The organism is Psychrobacter sp. WY6, assembly GCF_018448495.1.
Classification (GTDB): Bacteria; Pseudomonadota; Gammaproteobacteria; order Pseudomonadales; family Moraxellaceae; genus Psychrobacter.
Genome location: NZ_CP049902.1, coordinates 1,994,539 through 2,013,960, shown reverse-complemented (window position 1 = coordinate 2,013,960; position 19,422 = coordinate 1,994,539). Strand labels below are relative to the sequence as shown.

Annotated in this window: 12 protein-coding genes and 4 pseudogenes; 8 read left to right on the top strand and 8 right to left on the bottom strand. The window is 43.0% G+C overall.

Features of this window, described 5'->3' with window-relative positions:
• Positions 1-66: 66 nt before the first annotated feature.
• The 5 genes and pseudogenes from G7Y90_RS10060 to rsmG all read right to left on the bottom strand — a co-directional run bounded on the left by G7Y90_RS10060 (position 67) and on the right by rsmG (position 4,428).
• The gene (locus G7Y90_RS10060; protein ID WP_025651795.1) at positions 67-498 is read right to left on the bottom strand and encodes an ExbD/TolR family protein; all 432 of its coding nucleotides are present in this window, start codon (positions 496-498) and stop codon (positions 67-69) included.
• A gap of 100 nt (positions 499-598) precedes the next feature.
• Entirely contained in the window at positions 599-1,333 is a 735-nt protein-coding gene (locus tag G7Y90_RS10055) for a MotA/TolQ/ExbB proton channel family protein (protein WP_055124227.1), read from the bottom strand.
• Between the two features lie 84 nt (positions 1,334-1,417).
• The gene (locus tag G7Y90_RS10050) at positions 1,418-2,563 is read right to left on the bottom strand and encodes a ParB/RepB/Spo0J family partition protein (RefSeq protein WP_201581187.1); all 1,146 of its coding nucleotides are present in this window, start codon (positions 2,561-2,563) and stop codon (positions 1,418-1,420) included.
• A gap of 152 nt (positions 2,564-2,715) precedes the next feature.
• Positions 2,716-3,493 (bottom strand): annotated as a pseudogene (locus G7Y90_RS10045) (ParA family protein).
• A 220-nt stretch (positions 3,494-3,713) separates the two neighbouring features.
• Positions 3,714-4,428: pseudogene (rsmG, locus tag G7Y90_RS10040) on the bottom strand (16S rRNA (guanine(527)-N(7))-methyltransferase RsmG).
• A 372-nt stretch (positions 4,429-4,800) separates the two neighbouring features.
• On the opposite strand from rsmG, the gene G7Y90_RS19065 reads away from it, so the two are divergent.
• The 5 genes and pseudogenes from G7Y90_RS19065 to G7Y90_RS10025 all read left to right on the top strand — a co-directional run bounded on the left by G7Y90_RS19065 (position 4,801) and on the right by G7Y90_RS10025 (position 9,671).
• Complete coding sequence (locus G7Y90_RS19065; RefSeq protein ID WP_502937348.1) at positions 4,801-5,412, top strand: Lon-like protease helical domain-containing protein; 612 nt, start codon at positions 4,801-4,803, stop codon at positions 5,410-5,412.
• Positions 5,381-6,339, top strand: a pseudogene (locus tag G7Y90_RS19060) (AAA family ATPase); the annotation flags it as partial. The gene G7Y90_RS19065 and the pseudogene G7Y90_RS19060, both read left to right, overlap by 32 nt.
• Positions 6,340-6,450: 111 nt before the next feature.
• On the top strand, positions 6,451-7,575 hold the full coding sequence (locus G7Y90_RS19055) for a Lon-insertion domain-containing protein (RefSeq protein ID WP_502937430.1): 1,125 nt from the start codon (positions 6,451-6,453) through the stop codon (positions 7,573-7,575).
• 241 nt (positions 7,576-7,816) lie between these two features.
• Positions 7,817-8,935 carry a helix-turn-helix transcriptional regulator gene (locus G7Y90_RS10030; protein WP_201559783.1) on the top strand — a complete coding sequence of 373 codons (1,119 nt, stop codon included), beginning with the start codon at positions 7,817-7,819 and terminating at the stop codon, positions 8,933-8,935.
• Between the two features lie 88 nt (positions 8,936-9,023).
• A complete protein-coding gene (locus G7Y90_RS10025; protein ID WP_201559782.1) occupies positions 9,024-9,671 on the top strand; it encodes a TerD family protein in 648 nt (215 codons plus the stop codon).
• Between the two features lie 112 nt (positions 9,672-9,783).
• Here the strand turns inward: G7Y90_RS10025 and G7Y90_RS10020 are convergent, their stop codons facing one another.
• Complete coding sequence (locus G7Y90_RS10020; protein WP_087814355.1) at positions 9,784-10,767, bottom strand: ion transporter; 984 nt, start codon at positions 10,765-10,767, stop codon at positions 9,784-9,786.
• Between the two features lie 842 nt (positions 10,768-11,609).
• Here G7Y90_RS10020 and G7Y90_RS10015 point away from each other — a divergent pair.
• Positions 11,610-12,254 (top strand): OmpW/AlkL family protein, encoded by a 645-nt coding sequence (locus G7Y90_RS10015; RefSeq protein WP_250163967.1) that lies wholly within the window; start codon positions 11,610-11,612, stop codon positions 12,252-12,254.
• Positions 12,255-12,481: 227 nt separating this feature from the next.
• Here G7Y90_RS10015 and G7Y90_RS10010 read toward each other — a convergent pair whose 3' ends face one another.
• Complete coding sequence (locus G7Y90_RS10010) at positions 12,482-14,218, bottom strand: 2-oxo acid dehydrogenase subunit E2 (protein ID WP_250162317.1); 1,737 nt, start codon at positions 14,216-14,218, stop codon at positions 12,482-12,484.
• A 24-nt stretch (positions 14,219-14,242) separates the two neighbouring features.
• A pseudogene (gene aceE, locus G7Y90_RS10005) lies at positions 14,243-17,055 on the bottom strand (pyruvate dehydrogenase (acetyl-transferring), homodimeric type).
• Positions 17,056-17,683: 628 nt separating this feature from the next.
• Here aceE and G7Y90_RS10000 point away from each other — a divergent pair.
• Both G7Y90_RS10000 and G7Y90_RS09995 read left to right on the top strand, forming a co-directional pair.
• On the top strand, positions 17,684-18,502 hold the full coding sequence (locus G7Y90_RS10000) for a hypothetical protein (protein ID WP_250162316.1): 819 nt from the start codon (positions 17,684-17,686) through the stop codon (positions 18,500-18,502).
• Complete coding sequence (locus tag G7Y90_RS09995) at positions 18,468-19,307, top strand: hypothetical protein (RefSeq protein ID WP_250162315.1); 840 nt, start codon at positions 18,468-18,470, stop codon at positions 19,305-19,307. The genes G7Y90_RS10000 and G7Y90_RS09995 overlap by 35 nt, the downstream gene beginning before the upstream one ends.
• Positions 19,308-19,422 lie beyond the last annotated feature (115 nt).

Here is a 19,422-nt window from a genome sequence, read left to right as displayed (position 1 = left end):
GAATGGACTGCGTTAAAATTACAGTTTTATAAGAACATCTATCAATGGCAATAAAGTAGCTATAGGCTACTGCGGTAACGGCTGACCAAGTGGCACGACCGTACTGATATTAAGATTCAAAAATCCCAGTTTACCCGCAATGTCCATCACTCGCACAACCGATTGGTGGGTGGCATTGGCATCCGCAGCAATAACAAATAGCATGTCACGATTACTGCCAGCTTCTTGTTGTAGCATACTTGTCAACTCTGCCTCATTGCTACTAGCAAGCGTAATACCGTTCACCAGATAACTGCCATCTTCTTGTACTGCCACTTCGATACTGTTTTTCTCTTCTGTCAGCGCAACACCTTCAGCTTCAGGAAGAATAATATTTAAACGACTAAAATGATTAAACGACGTTGCTAACAGCAAAAACACAATCAAAAACAACAAACAATCAATCATCGGGGTCAAGTTAATTTCGAGCGGCTCAACAGTCGGTTTTCTAAAGCGCATATCACTCTCTTTAATTTACTAGATACTCATGTGCTTGATGGATTATTAGTGCGTGTTGAACAGTCACAAATACTAAAAAATAAATGCTAAAAAATAAATACTAAGAAGTGACGGCAACACCATTATTTGAGCTTAATCCATCCACTGCATACTCATTATCTACAACGTCATCCGATGGCGCACGATGTGCAGGCACATTCAAGCCAGCAGTAGATGTATTTTCCAGTAAATGATAATCATACAACTCTTGAATCATGAGTCCCGCTTGCGTCTCAAACTGGGCATTAATATCGATAATACGGCGCTGAAAATAACGATAGGCAACCAGTGCTGGAATAGCCACGATCATACCAGCAGCAGTCGTAATCAACGCTTGTGACACACCAGCAGCAAGCATCGTTGGGTCTTGCATCGCCCCATCAGTAATCGCCAAAAATGACGAAATAATGCCTAACACCGTGCCTAACAACCCCAGTAGTGGCGCAATCGCCCCTATGGTCCCAAGCATATTGATGTTTTTTTCTAACTGATGCACTTGTACGCTAGCGCGGTTTTGCATATGCATCGTCATCGAGTCTAAGCCATATTGACGATACAGCAGCCCTGTCGCTAAAATATCTCCCAAAGGTGTTTTTTCTTTGACATTCATCAACTGTGTACGACCAATATCCCCATTCTCACGTAAGCGCGTGATTAGCTGTTCGCGCAATCTACTCGGAGCAACTTTATTAAACTGTAAAGTATGACTACGCTCGATGATGATAACCAATGCCAATATTGAGCACACCACGATAGGCGTCATCAACCAACCACCCGCTTTTACCAACTCCCACATATTGACTCTCTTTTATATTTTTATAAAAATAGCGGTTATCAAAATATCTTAATATTTACAGCATCAACAAACTCGTTAGCGATATCAAGCCTGTGCTTCTATGTGCTTAATCAAAGCTGCTAACTGATCTTGGTTATGGAAAAATATCTCAACACTACCCTGGCCATCTTTTTTATGTTTGAGTTTGACTTCAGCCCCTAACATATCTGTCAGTCTTTGCGTCAAGCGCTCAACCTCACGAGATTGCGTTTGCTCAGCACGATTGGCTTTAGGCGCAGGCTGTAAGATCGATTTAACCAACTTTTCAGCGTCGCGTACCGTCATACCACCGTCGATAATTTTTTGCGCGATAATCGGCTGCTGCTCAGAGGATAATGCCAAGAGCGTGCGCGCATGACCCATATCTAGGGTGCTATTTGCCAAATGATCTTTGACTGTATCATGCAGTTGATTGAGACGCAGCAGGTTTGATACGGTGGTGCGTGCCTTGCCAACGACTTCGGCAATCATCGCATGACTCATACCAAATTCAGTATGAAAACGTTGTAATGCAGCGGCCTGTTCAATCACGGACAAGTCCTCACGCTGGATATTTTCAATCAAGGCCAGTGCGATGGCAAGCTCATCAGATAAAGCACGTTCAATCGCTGGAATAACGGCTTTACCTGCCATTTTTGCTGCACGCCAGCGACGCTCACCAGCAATGATCTCATGGGTAACGAATGCTTCACTCTTGTCTTCATTGGCCAATAACGGACGGATAACGATCGGTTGCATAACGCCATGCTGCTCAATCGAAGACGCCAGCTCTGCAAGCGCCGTTTCACTCATATCACGGCGTGGCTGATACTTACCCGCTTGCAAACGCGTGACATCTATTTGCACCAAGCTTATCTGGTCTTCAGAGGCACTAGTATCTGTTCCATTAACACGATTCTTATTAGCCGTACCTTTGTTTATCGTGCGCGGCGACCGTGTGGTTCGACTGCTGGCAGTGGTGTCAGAGGCAATAGGTTTGGTCGTTGGTTTTTCACTGGTCTCATTATCATCAGATTGAGCAGGCGTGCTAATATTTAATCTATCAGCGTTTAGCGTTTCAGCTGGCAAAGTACTCTCACGCGCCGCCATGTCGTCTTGCAAGGCAGAGGCGGTGATTTGCTTTTCTTTTTTGATTGACCCCAACAAGGCATCTAAGCCTCGATTGGCAGCCAACCCTCTTTTCTTCGCCATGATTACCTATCCTCTAACGCTAAAATAAAAGCCAAATAATTATTAATACAGCTTACTCATTACTTATAAATACGACATTCAATGTTCAATATCTGTTTAGTCGCTTGTGCTGACATTCTATCACTGGTGCTAAAAAAATGCATACATGCATATTAGTCACTTTGTTTCATGACTTCAGCCGCCAATTTTTGATAAGCGCGCGCACCTTTTGACCATCTCTCGTAAGCGATAACTGGCAAACCATGCGCTGGCGCTTCTGCCAAACGAATATTTCTTGGAATATGGGTTTTATACATAATATCGCCAAAGTGCGCTTCAAGCTCGGCAGACACATCCCGAGCCAGTGTATTGCGTGCATCAAATAATGTTCTCACCACACCGCGGATATATAGCTTTGGATTCAACTCGGTTAAACGCTCTATCGTCTGCGACAAATCAGCCAAGCCTTCTAATGCATAGTATTCACACTGCATAGGAATAATAACGCTATCTGTAGCAACTAACGCATTAATCGTCAGCAAATTCAAGCTGGGTGCACAGTCTATAACCACATAATCGTAAGCAGGTTTTTTAGCAGCTAGCTGATCATTAACCAAAGCCACCATTGCTGTTTTAAACAGCTCATGACTATTGGTCTTGTTCATTAGGGTGATATCCATGCCTGCCAAATCACGATTGGCACCGATCACATCAAACCCCGCCGGACTGGTAACAATAGCATCAGACAGCGATACTCCATCCAATAATACGTCAGCGATAGTTAGCCCAAGCTCGTTTTTATCAACACCCGTACCACTGGTCGCATTACCCTGTGGGTCTAAGTCAATCAGCAGTACATGCTTGCGCTTCGCAGCCAAGCTGGCGGTCAAATTTACTGCCGTCGTGGTTTTGCCACGCCGCCTTTTTGATCGCAATTGCTATGATTTCCATACACTCACTCAATTTAATTAGGGTCTATTACTGTTATTTTACTTTTGGCTTACACAATCAATTTTTCGCTAAACTTTGCATAGCATCATACTCATAAGCGTAAACAATACGACTTTTATCTAATTAGCACGATTTGCATCACTATATTTTGAATATGTCCATTCAAATATCCACAAAATCATGTGATACCGACATGTATCACTTAAAAGGTGTTCATAGCTTAGACATTTTTATAGGACAATTCAATTAAATGACGACTATCATGTAAACGAGGCACTTTAAGCTTAATCGTCTTAATATGCCAGTCATTGTCCAGCGCTGTAGTTCTTCATCGCTGGCGCTTTGCCTTTCATCGCGCATAGGTAACCGTTATCTGCTAAGCGCGGCTGAGCCACTTCGACAAAATCGATCAAACTGGCAAAGGCTCTAGAAGTCACAACGTCATAGCTGGCGTCATGCGCCTCGATACGAGAAGCAATTGGCTGCATATTATTCAAGCCAAGCTCACTGCTGATTTGCTTAATAAAACGAATTTTTTTCTGATTACTATCAAGTGCGGTGCATTGACGCTCTGGCTGACAAATCGCAATAATAACCGCTGGCATCCCTGCTCCTGTGCCAATATCTAACAGTGACCCTGACGGTAAATGCGTTATAATAGCCAAACAATCAATTATATGTTTGATCAATGCCTCTTCTGGATCAGTGATGGCGGTCAGATTATACGCTTTATTCCACAACAAAAGCTGGTCTAAGTACAATAATAATGTGCGCTGCTGCGTCTCACTCAAGGGTAAATTGAGCTCATTGACCGCTTGTGCCAAGGTATTCGCCAGCGCTGGCAACTGTGCGCCAAGCTTTACAAAGCCAGTCGGATCAATACGGATATTGCCCGTGTTAGCAGAGGATGAAGATGTTTTAGTAAAGTCTGACATACAACGAGTTATCCAGTTTTGACATGTGAACCGTCTATTTTATCATGCAGTCTGCCCATTGAATAGTTGCAGATTGCGCCAATGTGAGACATCTTATACTATCTGAGCCTATATTGAGGCGTTATTGTTCTTTAATCGCCTTAAATGGATGATGAATGATTACTTATATAGGCGGTTTTGACAGAGCCTGCTAATGATACAAAACTGCTTTTAATGATTTATTTAAAACACCGTTTTATCTTGTAAGATGTTTTTATGAACGATGCAAATTAACTAGAAAAAACCAAGTATTAGCACTCATTAGTAAACTTAATAACACTTAATAGCACTTAATAACCACGCCACTTTCCACAAACGATATAATTTATACCTATGACCAAACAGCCACACATCCCTACCTCTCAATTATCGAGAGACGCTAATAAAAAAGACGCTAATAATATGGCAACACCCATCATTGAATTAAAAAGCACCAAATCAGCAACACCGAATGCACCGCATCCATGCTTTATTGATATCAAGCAGCGCTGCCTTGTCACCGCTGAGCAACTAAAACGCTATAGCGATCCTGATGAATTGCCCTCGGATACTCGCACGGCACCAGATCTAGACGTTGGCTTTGGTCAGCAGCGTGCACTAAAAGCCTTACAAACAGCTTTGGATATCAAAGCCAGTGGCTATCATGTGTTTGCTGCTGGTGAAAATGGCTTGGGCAAACGCACCGTCATCAGCCGCTTGCTAACGCGTATTGCCGCCGATGCACCCACACCTGACGACTGGGTATATGTGCATAATTTTACCGATCCACGTACCCCTTTAGCCTTGCGACTACCTGCTGGGCAAGCCTCTTTATTGCAGCAGCAAGTCACTCACTTATGGCAACAAGCCAAAAAGCGATTGAGCCAACGCTTTCGTAGTGATCAATATCAAAGCAAAATCGAAGCAATCAAAAATGACACGCATCAAAAAGAAAGTCAGGCTTGATGTGCTCAATGCAGAAGGCAAACAATATGATTTGGCGTTGACGTTTCGCTCCTTTGATAATAAAGCGGTGTTTGTACATCCCAGTCAACTCGCGACAGAAACTAGTGGTAGTAATGACAAACCATCTGCTAGCAACAAAAATAAATCCGTGAGCGATAATAGTAGTGAACCGAGCATTCTTAGCACCGAGTATAACGATCCTATAAATGCAGAGCAGAATAAAAACAATACTGAATACGGCAATAGTGAATACGAAGCTGAGCTAAATAACTTTGTCCAAAAAAACCATATGCAAAAACGCTTAAGTCAGTTGACCATCGCGTTAGAGCAGTTAGAGGACGAAGCCAATGATGCGATAGAAGCCCTGCATCGCAATATTGCACGTCGTGCATTACAACCGTTATTTGCCCCTGTTTATGAGCAATTTGCCAGTCACCCACTGGTCATTGACTATCTCAAGACCGTATTTGCCGACATGGTTACGCATGTCGAGCGCATCGTCAATGGCGATGACGAAGAGTTTGTAACGGCAGTTTTGGCCACAACCCCAAGTCGCTATGCGGTCAACGTCATTGTCAGTCACATGCCGGACGACGGTGCACCCGTCATCTTTGAGGACTTACCGACGCACTTGAACTTGTTAGGTCATGTCGAGCAAATCACCCAATTGGGCACGGTCACCACTGATGTCAGTATGATTCGAGCGGGTGCTCTACACCGTGCTAATGGTGGTTATTTACTATTAGAAGCGAGTCACTTACTTGAGCATCCGTATGCCTGGCAGGGTCTCAAGCGGGCGTTACAATCACGCAAAATCAAACTCTCAAGCCTTGAACAAATGCTGACCTTAACAGGCAGCTTATCGTTAGCACCTGCCCCATTGACCTTGATGTTAAAGTGATTTTGCTTGGTGAAGCAGACTTATATTATGAGCTGTTAGAGCTTGAGCCTGAGTTTGATGCGGTATTTAAAGTACGTGCGGATTTTCACGATGACGTGCCTCGCAGCAGTGAGCACGAATTGGCGTTAGTCGCGAAAATGGCTGATATCATTGACTATGCCAATCTCTATCCGTTTGATCGTAGCGCGCAAGCTGCCCTACTTGAGCATTTAAGCTTACAAGCAGAAGACCAAGACCGCTTAAGCTTGCACAGTGATTTATTAATCAAGCTGTTGCATGAGTCTAACCGCCACGCGCATTTAAGCGGAAAAAACATTGTTAATGCCTATCATGTCACACAAGCCATCGATGATATGGACGAGCGTTCAGGATACCTGCGTGACCTCTATTGGGATGAGCTAAGAAACGGTCAGCAGCTTATTCAAACTCAAGGCAGCGCTGTCGGACAAGTCAATGCGCTGACAGTGGTCAGCTATGCCGATAGCGAGTTTGGCATGCCCGCCCGCTTGACTGCCGTCATTCAACCAAATATCGGTACAGGTGAGATTCTCGATATCGAGCGTGATGTAGACTTGGGCGGTAGTTTACACGCCAAAGGCATGCTGATTATGACCAGCTATTTGCGCGCATTATTCAGCCAACATCATGCGCTCAACTTTAGCGCCTCGCTCGCTTTTGAACAAAGCTACGCCCATATCGATGGCGATAGTGCTACCGTCAGCGAAGGCTGTGCGCTGCTATCTGCCTTAGCAAACGTCCCGATTGATCAATCATTTGCCATTACTGGCTCTATGAACCAATTGGGCGAAGTGCAAGCGGTTGGTGGCATCAACTCTAAAATCGCCGGATTCTTTGATGCATGCCGCGAGCAAGAATTGACTGGGCAGCAAGGCGTGGTCATTCCAATGGCCAATGTCAAACAGCTCATGCTGCGTGACGACATCATTGCTGCCGTCAAAGCGAACGAATTTCATATTTATGGTGTCTATACACTGAGCGAAGCATTGACGCTGATGACTGGTTTGCCTATCGATACCATGAACAAGAAAGGTCGCTATCGTAAAGACACGTTGTTTGGCAAAGTTTTAAGTCGTCTGATGTTATGGGATGAAAATCAAGATAACAATGACGATGGTATGGATGATAAAAAGTCCAAAAAGAAAGATAAAAAAGCAGAAAGCAAAACGTCAAAAAAAACGGGACAAGAGAAAAAAGGAAAAACACAAAGACAAGGCGGAGCACAACGAAGTCAGTATAAATGATGATCAAGGTATCAACCAAAGCATCAATCAAGGTATCGATAAGAATGCCACTAAAACGCCCATTGACGCCATATAAGCTGATTTATAGTGAAATTTAGCTGTATCAAAACCAATCCATAAGTCAGTGTGCTAATTGAAGACATGCCCTAGACGCTACGATACTTTTCTGCGATGATGAATGGTTAATACTCCGCTAAGCTATACAAAAGCCAACTCGTAATTTCATAAAGGTTATCGCTTAATGACTGTACATTCTACTGACGCCGACCACTCTCATGCTCAAACGAACTCTGTTGAGCAAGCTAATACTGTAGCGGCAGCGGACAGTCATGTCTCAGGAGATAACAACGATAATCGCCATGGCGCGGCGACGACGGCGCGCCAGTGGCAAGTGCTATCGCAACTACAGCGCAACCGCTGGGTGGGCACAACCCATATCTACGAGCAGCTGATGATGGCAGGTTTTGACATCAGCCTACGCACTGTTCAACGCGACTTAAATGCGCTAGCAAAACGCTTTCCTATAGAAAAAAACAACGCCAACCCACAAGGCTGGCGCTGGCGTGATGACGCGCCACTCCAAAGCTTACCGCACATGAATCTATCGCAAGCAGTCGCCTTTAATATGGTTGAAGCCAATCTAACTCAGCTACTACCACCTGTTATTTTAGATGAATTATTTCCGTGGTTTGACTTGGCAAGGCGGCAGCTAAAAAACAGTAAAGTCACCCATTCATGGATCGACAGAGTGCGTATTGAGCCTGCCACTCAGCCACTAATCGCGCCGCATATTGACTTGGATAGCAAAGACAATATTTACCATGCGCTATTTTATCAATTACAAATCAAAGCCTGCTACACACGCAGCAATAAATCACAGGCCAGTGAATATCTTTTGAATCCCATCGCTATTATCCAGCGCGGTGTGATTATTTATCTGCTGGCAACTCGTACTGATGATCCAAACTTTACCATTCGTACCTTTGCCCTACATCGATTTGCTAGCGTTGACATTCTTGAAAGCGCCGCACAAACACCTGAGAGTTTCCAACTCGATAATTATTTGGATGCGGGTGGTATGGGCTTTAGCCACCCCTTATTCGGTGAGCTGCCTAATCATGGCAAAAACACCGCTATTGAGCTACAATTCACCAAACAAGCGGGCAAAAGCCTGACTGAAAGCAAGCTCAGTGACGACCAAACTGTTACGTTGGATGATGACACGCTGACTATTCAAGCCACTGTCAACCTAACTTCACAACTGGTTTGGTGGTTGCGTGGTTTTGGCAATGGTTTATTGAATGCCAAACCAGCATTGTTACATCAAGCCGTATTGGATAAGTTTTTTGATCATAAATAACAACTGCGAGTAATGATGCTCAAATTTAACCGTATTCAGACGATTACCATTATTTAAAAATGAAGAACGAAAGTAGATAAGGAATGTTATGCCGACCACTACCTCATTGCCATTACTGTCAGACAGTTTAAGAGGACTGGGCTTAGACGCGGGAACCTTATTTTTTGCGCTAAACTATGAATTTACCAAGATTGAGCCAAAAGGCATGTTTAAGCGCTTTAAAAAAAACCAGAGCGCTATTGATATTGATTTGGCTTGCGTACTATATGACGACAATTGCACCATCAGTGATATCGTGTGGTTCAAACAATTGCGCGATAAAGCGGAATCAGTGAAACATCAAGGCGACAGTCTCAATGGCAAAGATCGCGGCGAACAAGCGATGTATTTGGCACCTCTTGACCAAGAGCAAATCAGGCTTTACTTAGATAAAATCCCAGCACATATCACCCACATTGCTATGATAGCCAACTCTTACCACGGTCATCCGTTTTCAAGAGTCAAAAAAGGCGAGATTCATCTAAGCGATGATGAAGGCAATCGATGCTTTGAAGTCAATCTAAAGCAACTGCCACGTGATTGCACGACGCTGTGGGTGGCACATTTACGCCGAGAAGTGGATGATTGGCATCTCACACTACAAAACTTACCCCTTACTGCCGAAGATTTAGCAACGGCGGCGCAGCAAGTCGCCCATGAATTGGCCCGTGCGCTACCCATTCCACAAGCTATCTAAATACCATAAAATATCCGTTTATTGCTAATAAAAGGGTGCAACGTTCTGATAACATTGCACCCTTTTGTTAAACACCCATTTTTTGAAACCTGAAATAATTACTATAAAAGACTTACAGTGGCTCACCGCAATGTGGGCAAAAGTTCTTTTGTCGTTCTTCCACTTCTCTTTCGCGGCGCTCAAGCTCTTGTTCGCGTAATACCTGCAATACGATATTTTGCGCCTGCTCTTTATCCAGTCCCAGCTCACGGCGAATTTTATCGATCATCATCTGATTTTTCACCAAATCAAAATCGCTATCAATCAGCTGCGCTCGAAAGTCTTGTTCAAGCTCTTCACGGCGCTGAGCAAGCTCATTTGCTAAACCAGTCGCTAAAATACCTGCAGGTAATGCCGCCAGACCCACACCTAATATGGTAATAACCGCACCCAATATTTTACCCGCATTGGTAATCGGCGTGACATCGCCATAGCCCACCGTCGTTAGCGTCACCACCGCCCACCACATCGCTTTAGGTATCGACTCAAACTCTTCTGGCTGGGCGTGGTTTTCAACCAAGTAAATGCCACTAGATGCCGTCACAATCATAATTATTAAAATAAAAATAACCGCTTGGAACGAGCCTTTTTCTTTACTAATGACCACCAATAAGATGCGTAACGAAGCAAAATAGCGTGTCAGTTTGAGAATGCGGAATAAACGTAAAATACGTAAGAAGCGTAAATCAATCGTAACAAAGAAATTCAGGAAAGCTGGCGCAATGGCGACTAAATCAATCAACGCAGAAGGACTTTTCAACCACTCCCAACGCTGACGCCAAGTAGTGTCATCTGGTTTTTCCTCGGCCACACTCCACAAACGCAGCAAATACTCAATAGAAAACACCACGATAGAGAAATTTTCAAACCAAGTAAAATACTCCTGATAAGGGTAATACCAACTGTCAACCGACTCAGCAATGACCGCTGCTACATTGGTCATGATTAGAAATATTAAAAAGTAGTCAACGCAACGGCTAAACAGCGTATCGTGCTCATCATTTTGCAGAATATCGTATACGAAAAGACGCAAGCGCCGTATAGATTGGAATAGCATGCCGTCCCTATGCGGTGAAACACCGGTCTTATATTAATATAATAAAGCAGTCATCACAGAATATGACATTAATGCTCGGTCACCATCAGTATTTCATACCCATCACTACTTGACGATGTAGTGCTCTTAAAGCATTACTAGTGATAGGACTGGCTTATTTAGTATGAATCATGATCGGTGATTATACTAAATTTAAATAATACATGTAGGCAAACAAAATTAGCATCAGCACAATGGCGATGATAGCGAAGCGTAAAAATCGTTCGTCAGCGCGTAATTGCTGACTGATATCTTGAGCAGGCAGCAAAAATAAGTTGCATTCAGGACAGCAAGAGTCCATGCGATCCAATATCGTCACAGAACGTGCGTTTGTGCAGCGTAGAGGAGAATTACTACAATAGCCAAGCATAATATATTACCCCTCTTTTCCCACTCTCATTATTCATTCGAAAAGTAATGAGACTATCATTACCGGCTCTAAGTTTTTGACATTTTAATACGCTAAAAGTATCAGCGAGAGTTTAGCATCATTGACTATCGACCAAATTCTAGCGCCGTGCCTCTGTATAACATCGGTATGATAGAATCTAAGTCCTGCCTCACAAACACTAACTGTCCCAAGTAATTTTTAATTACCTCGACAAATATACCTTTTACGGTAAATTTATGCCATAAAAGCCATTAACATGCATTTAAAACCTTACAGTAAATATGGTTTTGTATTATAATGGCGTTGTAATGTTACAGGTTAGTCAATAATCATAACATTGTGTATCGGTACCTAATGTCATCCCTCGTTAGATAGCCACCGATAATCTTCTATCACGTTAAGGAATCAAATGATGAAACTACAATCCCTAGTTTTAGCCACTGCTGCTGCACTTACTATGACCACAGCATTTGCTGTACCAGCTGGTACTTGGTCTGTCGCTGCTGGCGCTCACATGGTTGACCCAAAGAGCGATAACGGTACTCTGGCAGATGGCACTATTGGTGTCGACGTAGACAGTGATGTTCAACCAACCATTAGCGGCGAATATTTCGTTGCCAATAACATTGGTATTGAATTACTAGCGGCTACACCATTCCATCATGACATTACCTTAACTGCTGGCGATGCTACTATCGATGCTAAAACTCAGCATTTACCACCGACTCTATCGGTACAGTATCACTTCGATGGCTACAACATGCCTATGAATGTGAAGCCATTTGTTGGTGTTGGTGTGAACTATACGACTTTCTTTAAAGAAAAAATCTATAGCGATGCTTTCGAAAAATTAGAACTTGATGATAGCGTCGGCGTTGCTGGTCACATCGGTCTTGACATACCTTTTGCCCCAACTGAATACTTCCGTATTGATGCTCGCTATATGGACATCAAAACAGACGCCAGCGTAAAAAAAGCTAATGGTGAGACCATTGAACTTGGTGAAGTTGACATCAGCCCTTGGGTATATGGCGTTGCTTTTGTTAAGACTTTCTAATATAACATAAAGTAATGTGAATAAAAAAAGCTGGCTTAATCGCCGGCTTTTTTGTATCTAAAGTTTAAGCGGCAATGATTATAGATAAAAAGATTATAGATAAAAACGATTGTGCTAAAGTCATTAACCGCTAAAAATCTGGCGACCATTAGCAACAAATTTTAAGCACAAAAAAGACCATCCTAAGACAGTCTTCTTTTTTCAGATCCTTTTAGTACAAACGATTCTTACAGCAAAATACGGCGCGGATCAGCCAGCAATGTTGCGATATAACGGGTAAATACGGCAGCATCTGCGCCATTAATCACACGGTGATCGTAAGACAATGATAATGGCAACATGAGACGCGGCTCAAAGCTTTGCTTCTTAGCATCCCAACGTGGCTGCATGCTTGCCTCAGACCACCTAAAATACCCACTTGAGGCCAATTTACTAATGGGCGTAAAGGCAGTACCACCCAAGTTACCTTGGCTTGATATGGTAAAGCTTGCGCCTTGCAAATCTTTAGTAGTGAGTTTTTTGTCACGCGCTTTTACCGCAAGCTCACCAATTTCAATGGCGATTTGCTTCAAGCCTTTATCCTGTACATTCTTGATAACAGGTACGATGAGACCATCATCCGTTGCCACCGCGATGCCCATATTGACACTTTTACGCAAGATAACTTGCGTATTGTCATCATTTAAATGACTGTTAAAAAGTGGATGCTGCGTTAAGGCATAGGCCGTCGCTTTGACCACGAACGCTAAAATCGTGAAGCCGATACCTTCAGCTTTCATGCTACCTTTTAGCTCGCCACGCAGTTTTTCTGTCTCAGTGATATCAGACAAATCAAACTGGGTCACTTGTGGCAACAAGGTATTATAGTTGAGCTGCGGTATCGATACTTTTTGTAGACGGCTAAGGTCTTGGGTTGTTGTTTCACCCCAAATCTCAACGTTGCTCATGTCAGGTAAGCTTGGCAGGCTAGCGCTGGCTACATTGCCACTGGCAGGTGCCGCTTTTTGAGTGCTTAAGCTTTCTTTAACATGTGCAAACAAGTCTTCTTTTAGAATGCGATCATTCAGCGCCGAACCATTCACTTGGGTGATATCGACACCTAACTGACGCGCTAGCTTACGTACGGCTGGACCTGCATATACGTCAACCAACTTTTCATTGACCTGTGCTTCAGTCAACTTATCAGCTTGCTTACTAGCGACCGCATTAGGCGTTGTAGATTTTTCTGCCTGTTTTGCCTCACCCATTGTTTTAGCAGCAGCTTTCTCTTCTACTTTGGCTGGTGCTGAATGCTTTTGCTCAGCGCTATCTGATGTAGACTCACTTGTATCAGCAGCATCTGCACCACTACTCATGATAACGATAAAGTCTTGACCATTAGCAACCATATCACCAGTCTGAACTAAGATTTTTTCAATCTTACCAGCGACTGGTGCGGGTACTTCTACCGATGCTTTGTCAGATTCAATCAATAGGATTGATTGATCTGCAGTCACGATGTCACCAACACTGACCATGATTTCAGAAACTTGCGCTTCATCAACACCTAAATCTGGCAATGCATGAGTGGTCGATTTACCAGCGTTAGACGCAGGCTTGTCATTAGCGTCAGACGAGGCTGATTCAGTTGCCGCAGGCTCAGGTTTTGTTTCTGGTTTAGCAGCCGTTTCATCTGCCTTTTGCTTCTCGTCAGCAGCGCTATTTTCTTTAGTGTCTACATTGCTTTCTGCATTGTCTGCTTCACTTTCAAGCTCAATCAGTACCATACCTTCACTGACCTGATCACCAACAGCAACGCTGATTTTGGTGACTGTGCCAGCAGCGGAACTTGGTACTTCAACCGAGGCTTTGTCAGATTCTAATAGAATGATGTTGTCATCTTTTGCGATGACATCACCCACTTCTACCATAATTTCGCTGACTTCGGCGCTATCAACACCCAAATCGGGGGCTTTAATATCCATGATTTATCTCCTAGTCTTATGATATTATTCTTTGACATCACCGTTATTAAGTAAAGTCGCATCAGCTTGATCTTCAGCCCGACCCTCATTACTGATTTCATCATCATCTTCAGCGACAAATTCAGGGACAGGATTTGGATTGACATTACCAGGTGCTGGTGCATCAGGAGAATGATCATAATAAGGCTGTTGTTGCCATGCAGGTGGCTGATCCACATCGATGCCTAAGCTTGAAATCGCATCTTTTACCAAACGCATCTCAACTTCACCTTCATCGGCCAAGCGTTTGAGCGTGGCAACCACGATATGTGCGGCATCAACGTTGAAGAAACTACGCAGATTTTCACGAGTATCAGAACGGCCGTAGCCATCAGTCCCTAAAGTCGTATAAGGACGATTATCTGGCAACCAAGCACGGATTTGCTCCGAATAATTGCGCATATAATCCGTCGCAGCGACGACGATACCTTCGTGCGGCGCTAACTGCTCAGTCACCCAAGGCACCCGCTCTTCATCCATTGGATGCAAGCGGTTGTAGTCATCACAGACCATGCCGTCACGAGTCAACTCGTTAAAGCTGGTCACACTCCAAACGTTGGAGGTGATATTAAACTCATCTTTTAGAATCTGCGCCGCTTTTTGTACTTCACGTAAAATAACGCCAGAGCCTAATAGCTGCACTTGGGTTGAACCATTGTCTTCAAGCAAATACATACCGCGCTTGATACCTTCCTCGGCGCCTTCTGGCATCTCAGGTTGCTCATAGTTTTCATTCATGAGTGTTAAGTAATAATAAACGCGTTCGCCTTCACCATACATACGGCGTAGACCGTCGTGCATGACGACTGCTAGCTCGTAACCGAAGCAAGGATCATAAGTCACACAGTTAGGAACGACGTTGAATAGAATCTGCGAATGACCATCTTGATGCTGCAAGCCTTCGCCGTTCAAGGTGGTACGACCAGCTGTTGCACCCAGTAAGAAACCTTGTGCTTGACAATCACCTGCCGCCCAAGCCAAATCACCCACACGTTGGAAACCAAACATTGAGTAGTAGATATACATCGGAATCATCGGCAACGCATTCACAGAATAACTGGTTGCCAACGCAATCCACGTACTCATTGCGCCTGCTTCGTTGATACCTTCTTCTAACATGTGACCGTCGATGGCTTCTTTGTAGCCCATCAAAGCTTCACTGTCTTCTGGCGTATATTTTTGACCAACCGCAGAGTAGATACCCAACTGGCGGAACATACCTTCTAGACCGAAAGTCCGTGCTTCATCAGGTACAATAGGCACGACGCGATCTTGGATGTCTTTGTTTTTTAGCATGGCTGACAATAAGCGCACAAACACCATCGTCGTTGATTGCTCTTTACCATTGCTGCCTTTTAGTACCCGATCAAACATTGACAGTTCAGGAATATTCAATGGGATATGCCCACTGCGGCGATTTGGCAAATGACCACCTAGCGCTTCGCGGCGACCTTTAAGGTACTTCATCTCCGCTGAACCTTCTTCAGGGCGATAGAATGGTAGCGTCTCTAACTGCTCGTCAGTAAATGGTAAATCAAAGCGATCACGGAAATACATCAACGCTTCTTGATCGAGTTTCTTAATCTGATGTGATTTATTGACCGCTTGTGTTTGAGCCGATAAGCCATAGCCTTTAACAGTTTTGACTAAAATAACGGTTGGCTGACCTTTGGTTTTCATCGCTTCACTGAATGCAGCATACACTTTCATTGGATCATGACCACCACGATTCAAGCGCGAGATATCCTCATCAGATAGCGCATCGGCCATCTCTTCTAACTCAGGATATTCACCAAAGAACTCTTTGCGAGTGAACTCAGCTGTACGGGCTTCGTATAGCTGATACTCACCATCGACCACTTCTTCCATACGATGTTTGAGCACGCCAGTTTTATCATTGGCAAGTAAGCTGTCCCATTTACCACCCCAGATAACTTTAATCACCCGCCAGCCAGCACCGCGGAACACAGACTCTAGCTCTTGGATAATTTTACCGTTACCACGGACTGGACCATCAAGACGCTGTAAATTACAGTTGACGACCCAGATTAGGTTGTCCAACTTTTCACGACCAGCGAGAGAAATAGCCCCTAAGCTTTCTGGCTCATCCGTTTCACCATCACCCAAGAATGTCCAAATCTTACGACCTTTTTTTCTAGCAAACCGCGGTTTTCCATATAGCGATGTACATGGGCATGATAAATCGACATGATCGGACCAAGTCCCATCGATACGGTTGGGAATTGCCAATAATCTGGCATGAGGTACGGATGCGGATAGCTTGATAAACCTTTACCGCCGACTTCACGACGGAAATTATCAAGTTGATCTTCGGTCAATCGACCTTCTAAATAAGAACGTGCATAAATACCGGGTGCTGAGTGACCTTGATAATAAATCATGTCACCACCGAAATGATCGCTGGCAGCACGGAAAAAATGGTTGAAACCTGTCTCATACAGCGTGGCACTAGAAGCGAAAGTCGCTAAGTGACCACCCAAATCGTCGTCATTTTTGTTTGCACGCATGACCATGGCCAATGCGTTATAGCGAATCAAAGCACGAATTTTGCGCTCAATGGTTAGGTCACCAGGGTACATCGGTTCATCTTCAACGGCGATAGTATTGATATAAGCGGTATCGAGACGATTGAACGGCAGATCTTCTTGAACTGCCATATTGTATAAAGCTTTTAGCAGAAACTGAGCACGATCTTTGTCTGCATGTTTGATAACAGATTCAAACGCTTCCAGCCACTCTTGGGTTTCGGTGCTATCAGCATCCTTATAATAATTCATCACTATTGTCCTTTTTTATCAGTCAGTCCTGCCCGAAGACAGGATATTATTAAATCAAAGTGTTACTTCAATATTGTCGTGCGGGAATAATTTTCTCAATGACTTCCTTGTTAATTTTAAGAAGTGAGATTTATAGTAGGGTGCGGTTATGTAGCAGTATTTGACCAACTCATAATCTGGAGCAGCCTCACATAGCCAAAATAAAAACAGCGCTACTATCTATCGCATATGAACTGAGTATTTAAAAGTGGTTAGATAATAAGATGCTAACCCAACTTTTATAGTCAATTATCAAATGATAATAACTCTTTATTATAGGCTCTTATGCTGCAGTTGTTTATAGCTGTAAAGAAATGGTGATATGACAAGTATTTTTGAAATAAATAATCATTAGTTTTTTTAGAAATGTGTTTCAATGAAATATAAGAATTGTTTGCTAACAAGCTAACATCTATAACCAGATACTGTAGCTGGTCATGAAATATCTGCCATTCATCCACTTCGTAGGACTTTTACGAAATTATTGCTTAATATGTTAAGTTACGTAATATATACATTAGTTTAGTTAGTGAAATAATTGAGAACTAGTTAAACGCTTATAGCAAGTTTTAGCTTATAGGAACAAGATATGCATAAAGTCCAGTTCACTTCAGACTCAATAAGTATTTATTTGTTGCGCGAATACGTGTATCAGATACTAATCTTGACAGGTTTTATGATATTGCTATTGGCTAGTAACTCTGCCTCAGCACTTGCTCCCAATCCTGGGGCTACTTGTACTGGTATTGCAGGGGCGTCTCAGGGTTTAACCAATAATGACTATAATAGCTTAATATCTTCAGGAAACTTTGTACAAGTTGCAGGTAATGCGTCTGGCAGTATTCCATTGCAGGTTAAGATCAGCACTGAAGAGTCTAGCTCGAATACTACATTGAATGCTCTTACTGTCACTGATTTTGATAGTGTTAGAGCCATAAATGTCAGACGTACATTCCCTAATACGTCTGCTTACACCGATATTAATCTTGATTTTCGTAATAGTATAACTACTCAACCAATTTTTTTAACTAATGTTGCTCTTAGCGCTTTTGATATTGATTATGCGAATAGTAATGGCAACACTTTTGATGATTTTGTACAAATTACTGGAGTAAACGAAGCTGGGACTACTATATCTGGCACCTTTCAATCTGTAACTGGCTCAAATATTACATTCAGCGACTCTTTACAAGGCTTGTTAACTAGAACAGTCAGCGACCCTAATTGCCCAGCCAAAAATCTTGGCACCCAATGTCAAGGATCTGTACAATTTTCTCAGCCAGTTAGTTCTGTTAAAATTCGTTACTCCAATACAGGGTATCTTCGTACATCAACTAATCAGGAAATTGATTTTCGAGTGGACAATTACTGCTATGTTCCTCAGTATATTCTCTGGTACAGTATTTGATGATAACGGTGGTATTACTGATACCCAAGCTGATGCTAATAACGCCAATATTACTAGTGGTACCTATTTTAATAAACCAAACTACTTTAACGGTGTATTTAATACCCCTCAGGAATTAGGTATTAGTGGGAGTAATGTAAGATTAGCCAATTGCGCAAACAACTCTATTACTTATCCAACCCAATCGGTAATTAGAAACGGGGCTTCTGTCGGTGAGTATCAAATCAGTATTCCTAAAACAACACTGGCTAATAATACTAATCTTTGTTTGGTAGAAAGTCGAACAGGGGCTACTTATCCTATTCGCACTAGTAGTGAGAGCAGAAATGTTGGTTTCTCAGCAACCACTTATAATTATCCTAATAACAACTTTGGTAGAGTCATCGCTGCGAATGCAGCTTTGGTTCTGCAGAAGTACCAGTTTGTGAACGATTGCAATGCCAGTACTTTAGTTTACGCCTCAGTTCCGATGACTGGCGATCCAAGAACTGGGTTCAGTATGGATCCTATCCAAAATAATATCACTCCGCAGCAGTGTATTGCTTATAAGATAACCGCGACCAATCGCGCCAATCTTGCTATTAGTGACTTTATCATGAGTGATGTGCTTCAAAAGAAAGGGGTAAATAATGCACAGGTAACGTCTATACGTGTGGCGCCTACCGATAATAATGGCAGTTATGCTACTGATAGTGTCGCTCTTGGTTTGAATGGTACGGTCAAAACTACTGCATTGATGTTGCAAAAAAATACCAAAAGTGATTTTTATTTCAACACCAAATACGGCACTACTGTGAACCCTTAGTAACTATTCCCCCTTGCTATATTATCAACCCTAAAGAATATTTTTTACTGACAAAAGCCCTATCTCTATAGATAGGGCTTTTACCGTTTGTGTACTCCAAAATACCATTTGTCGT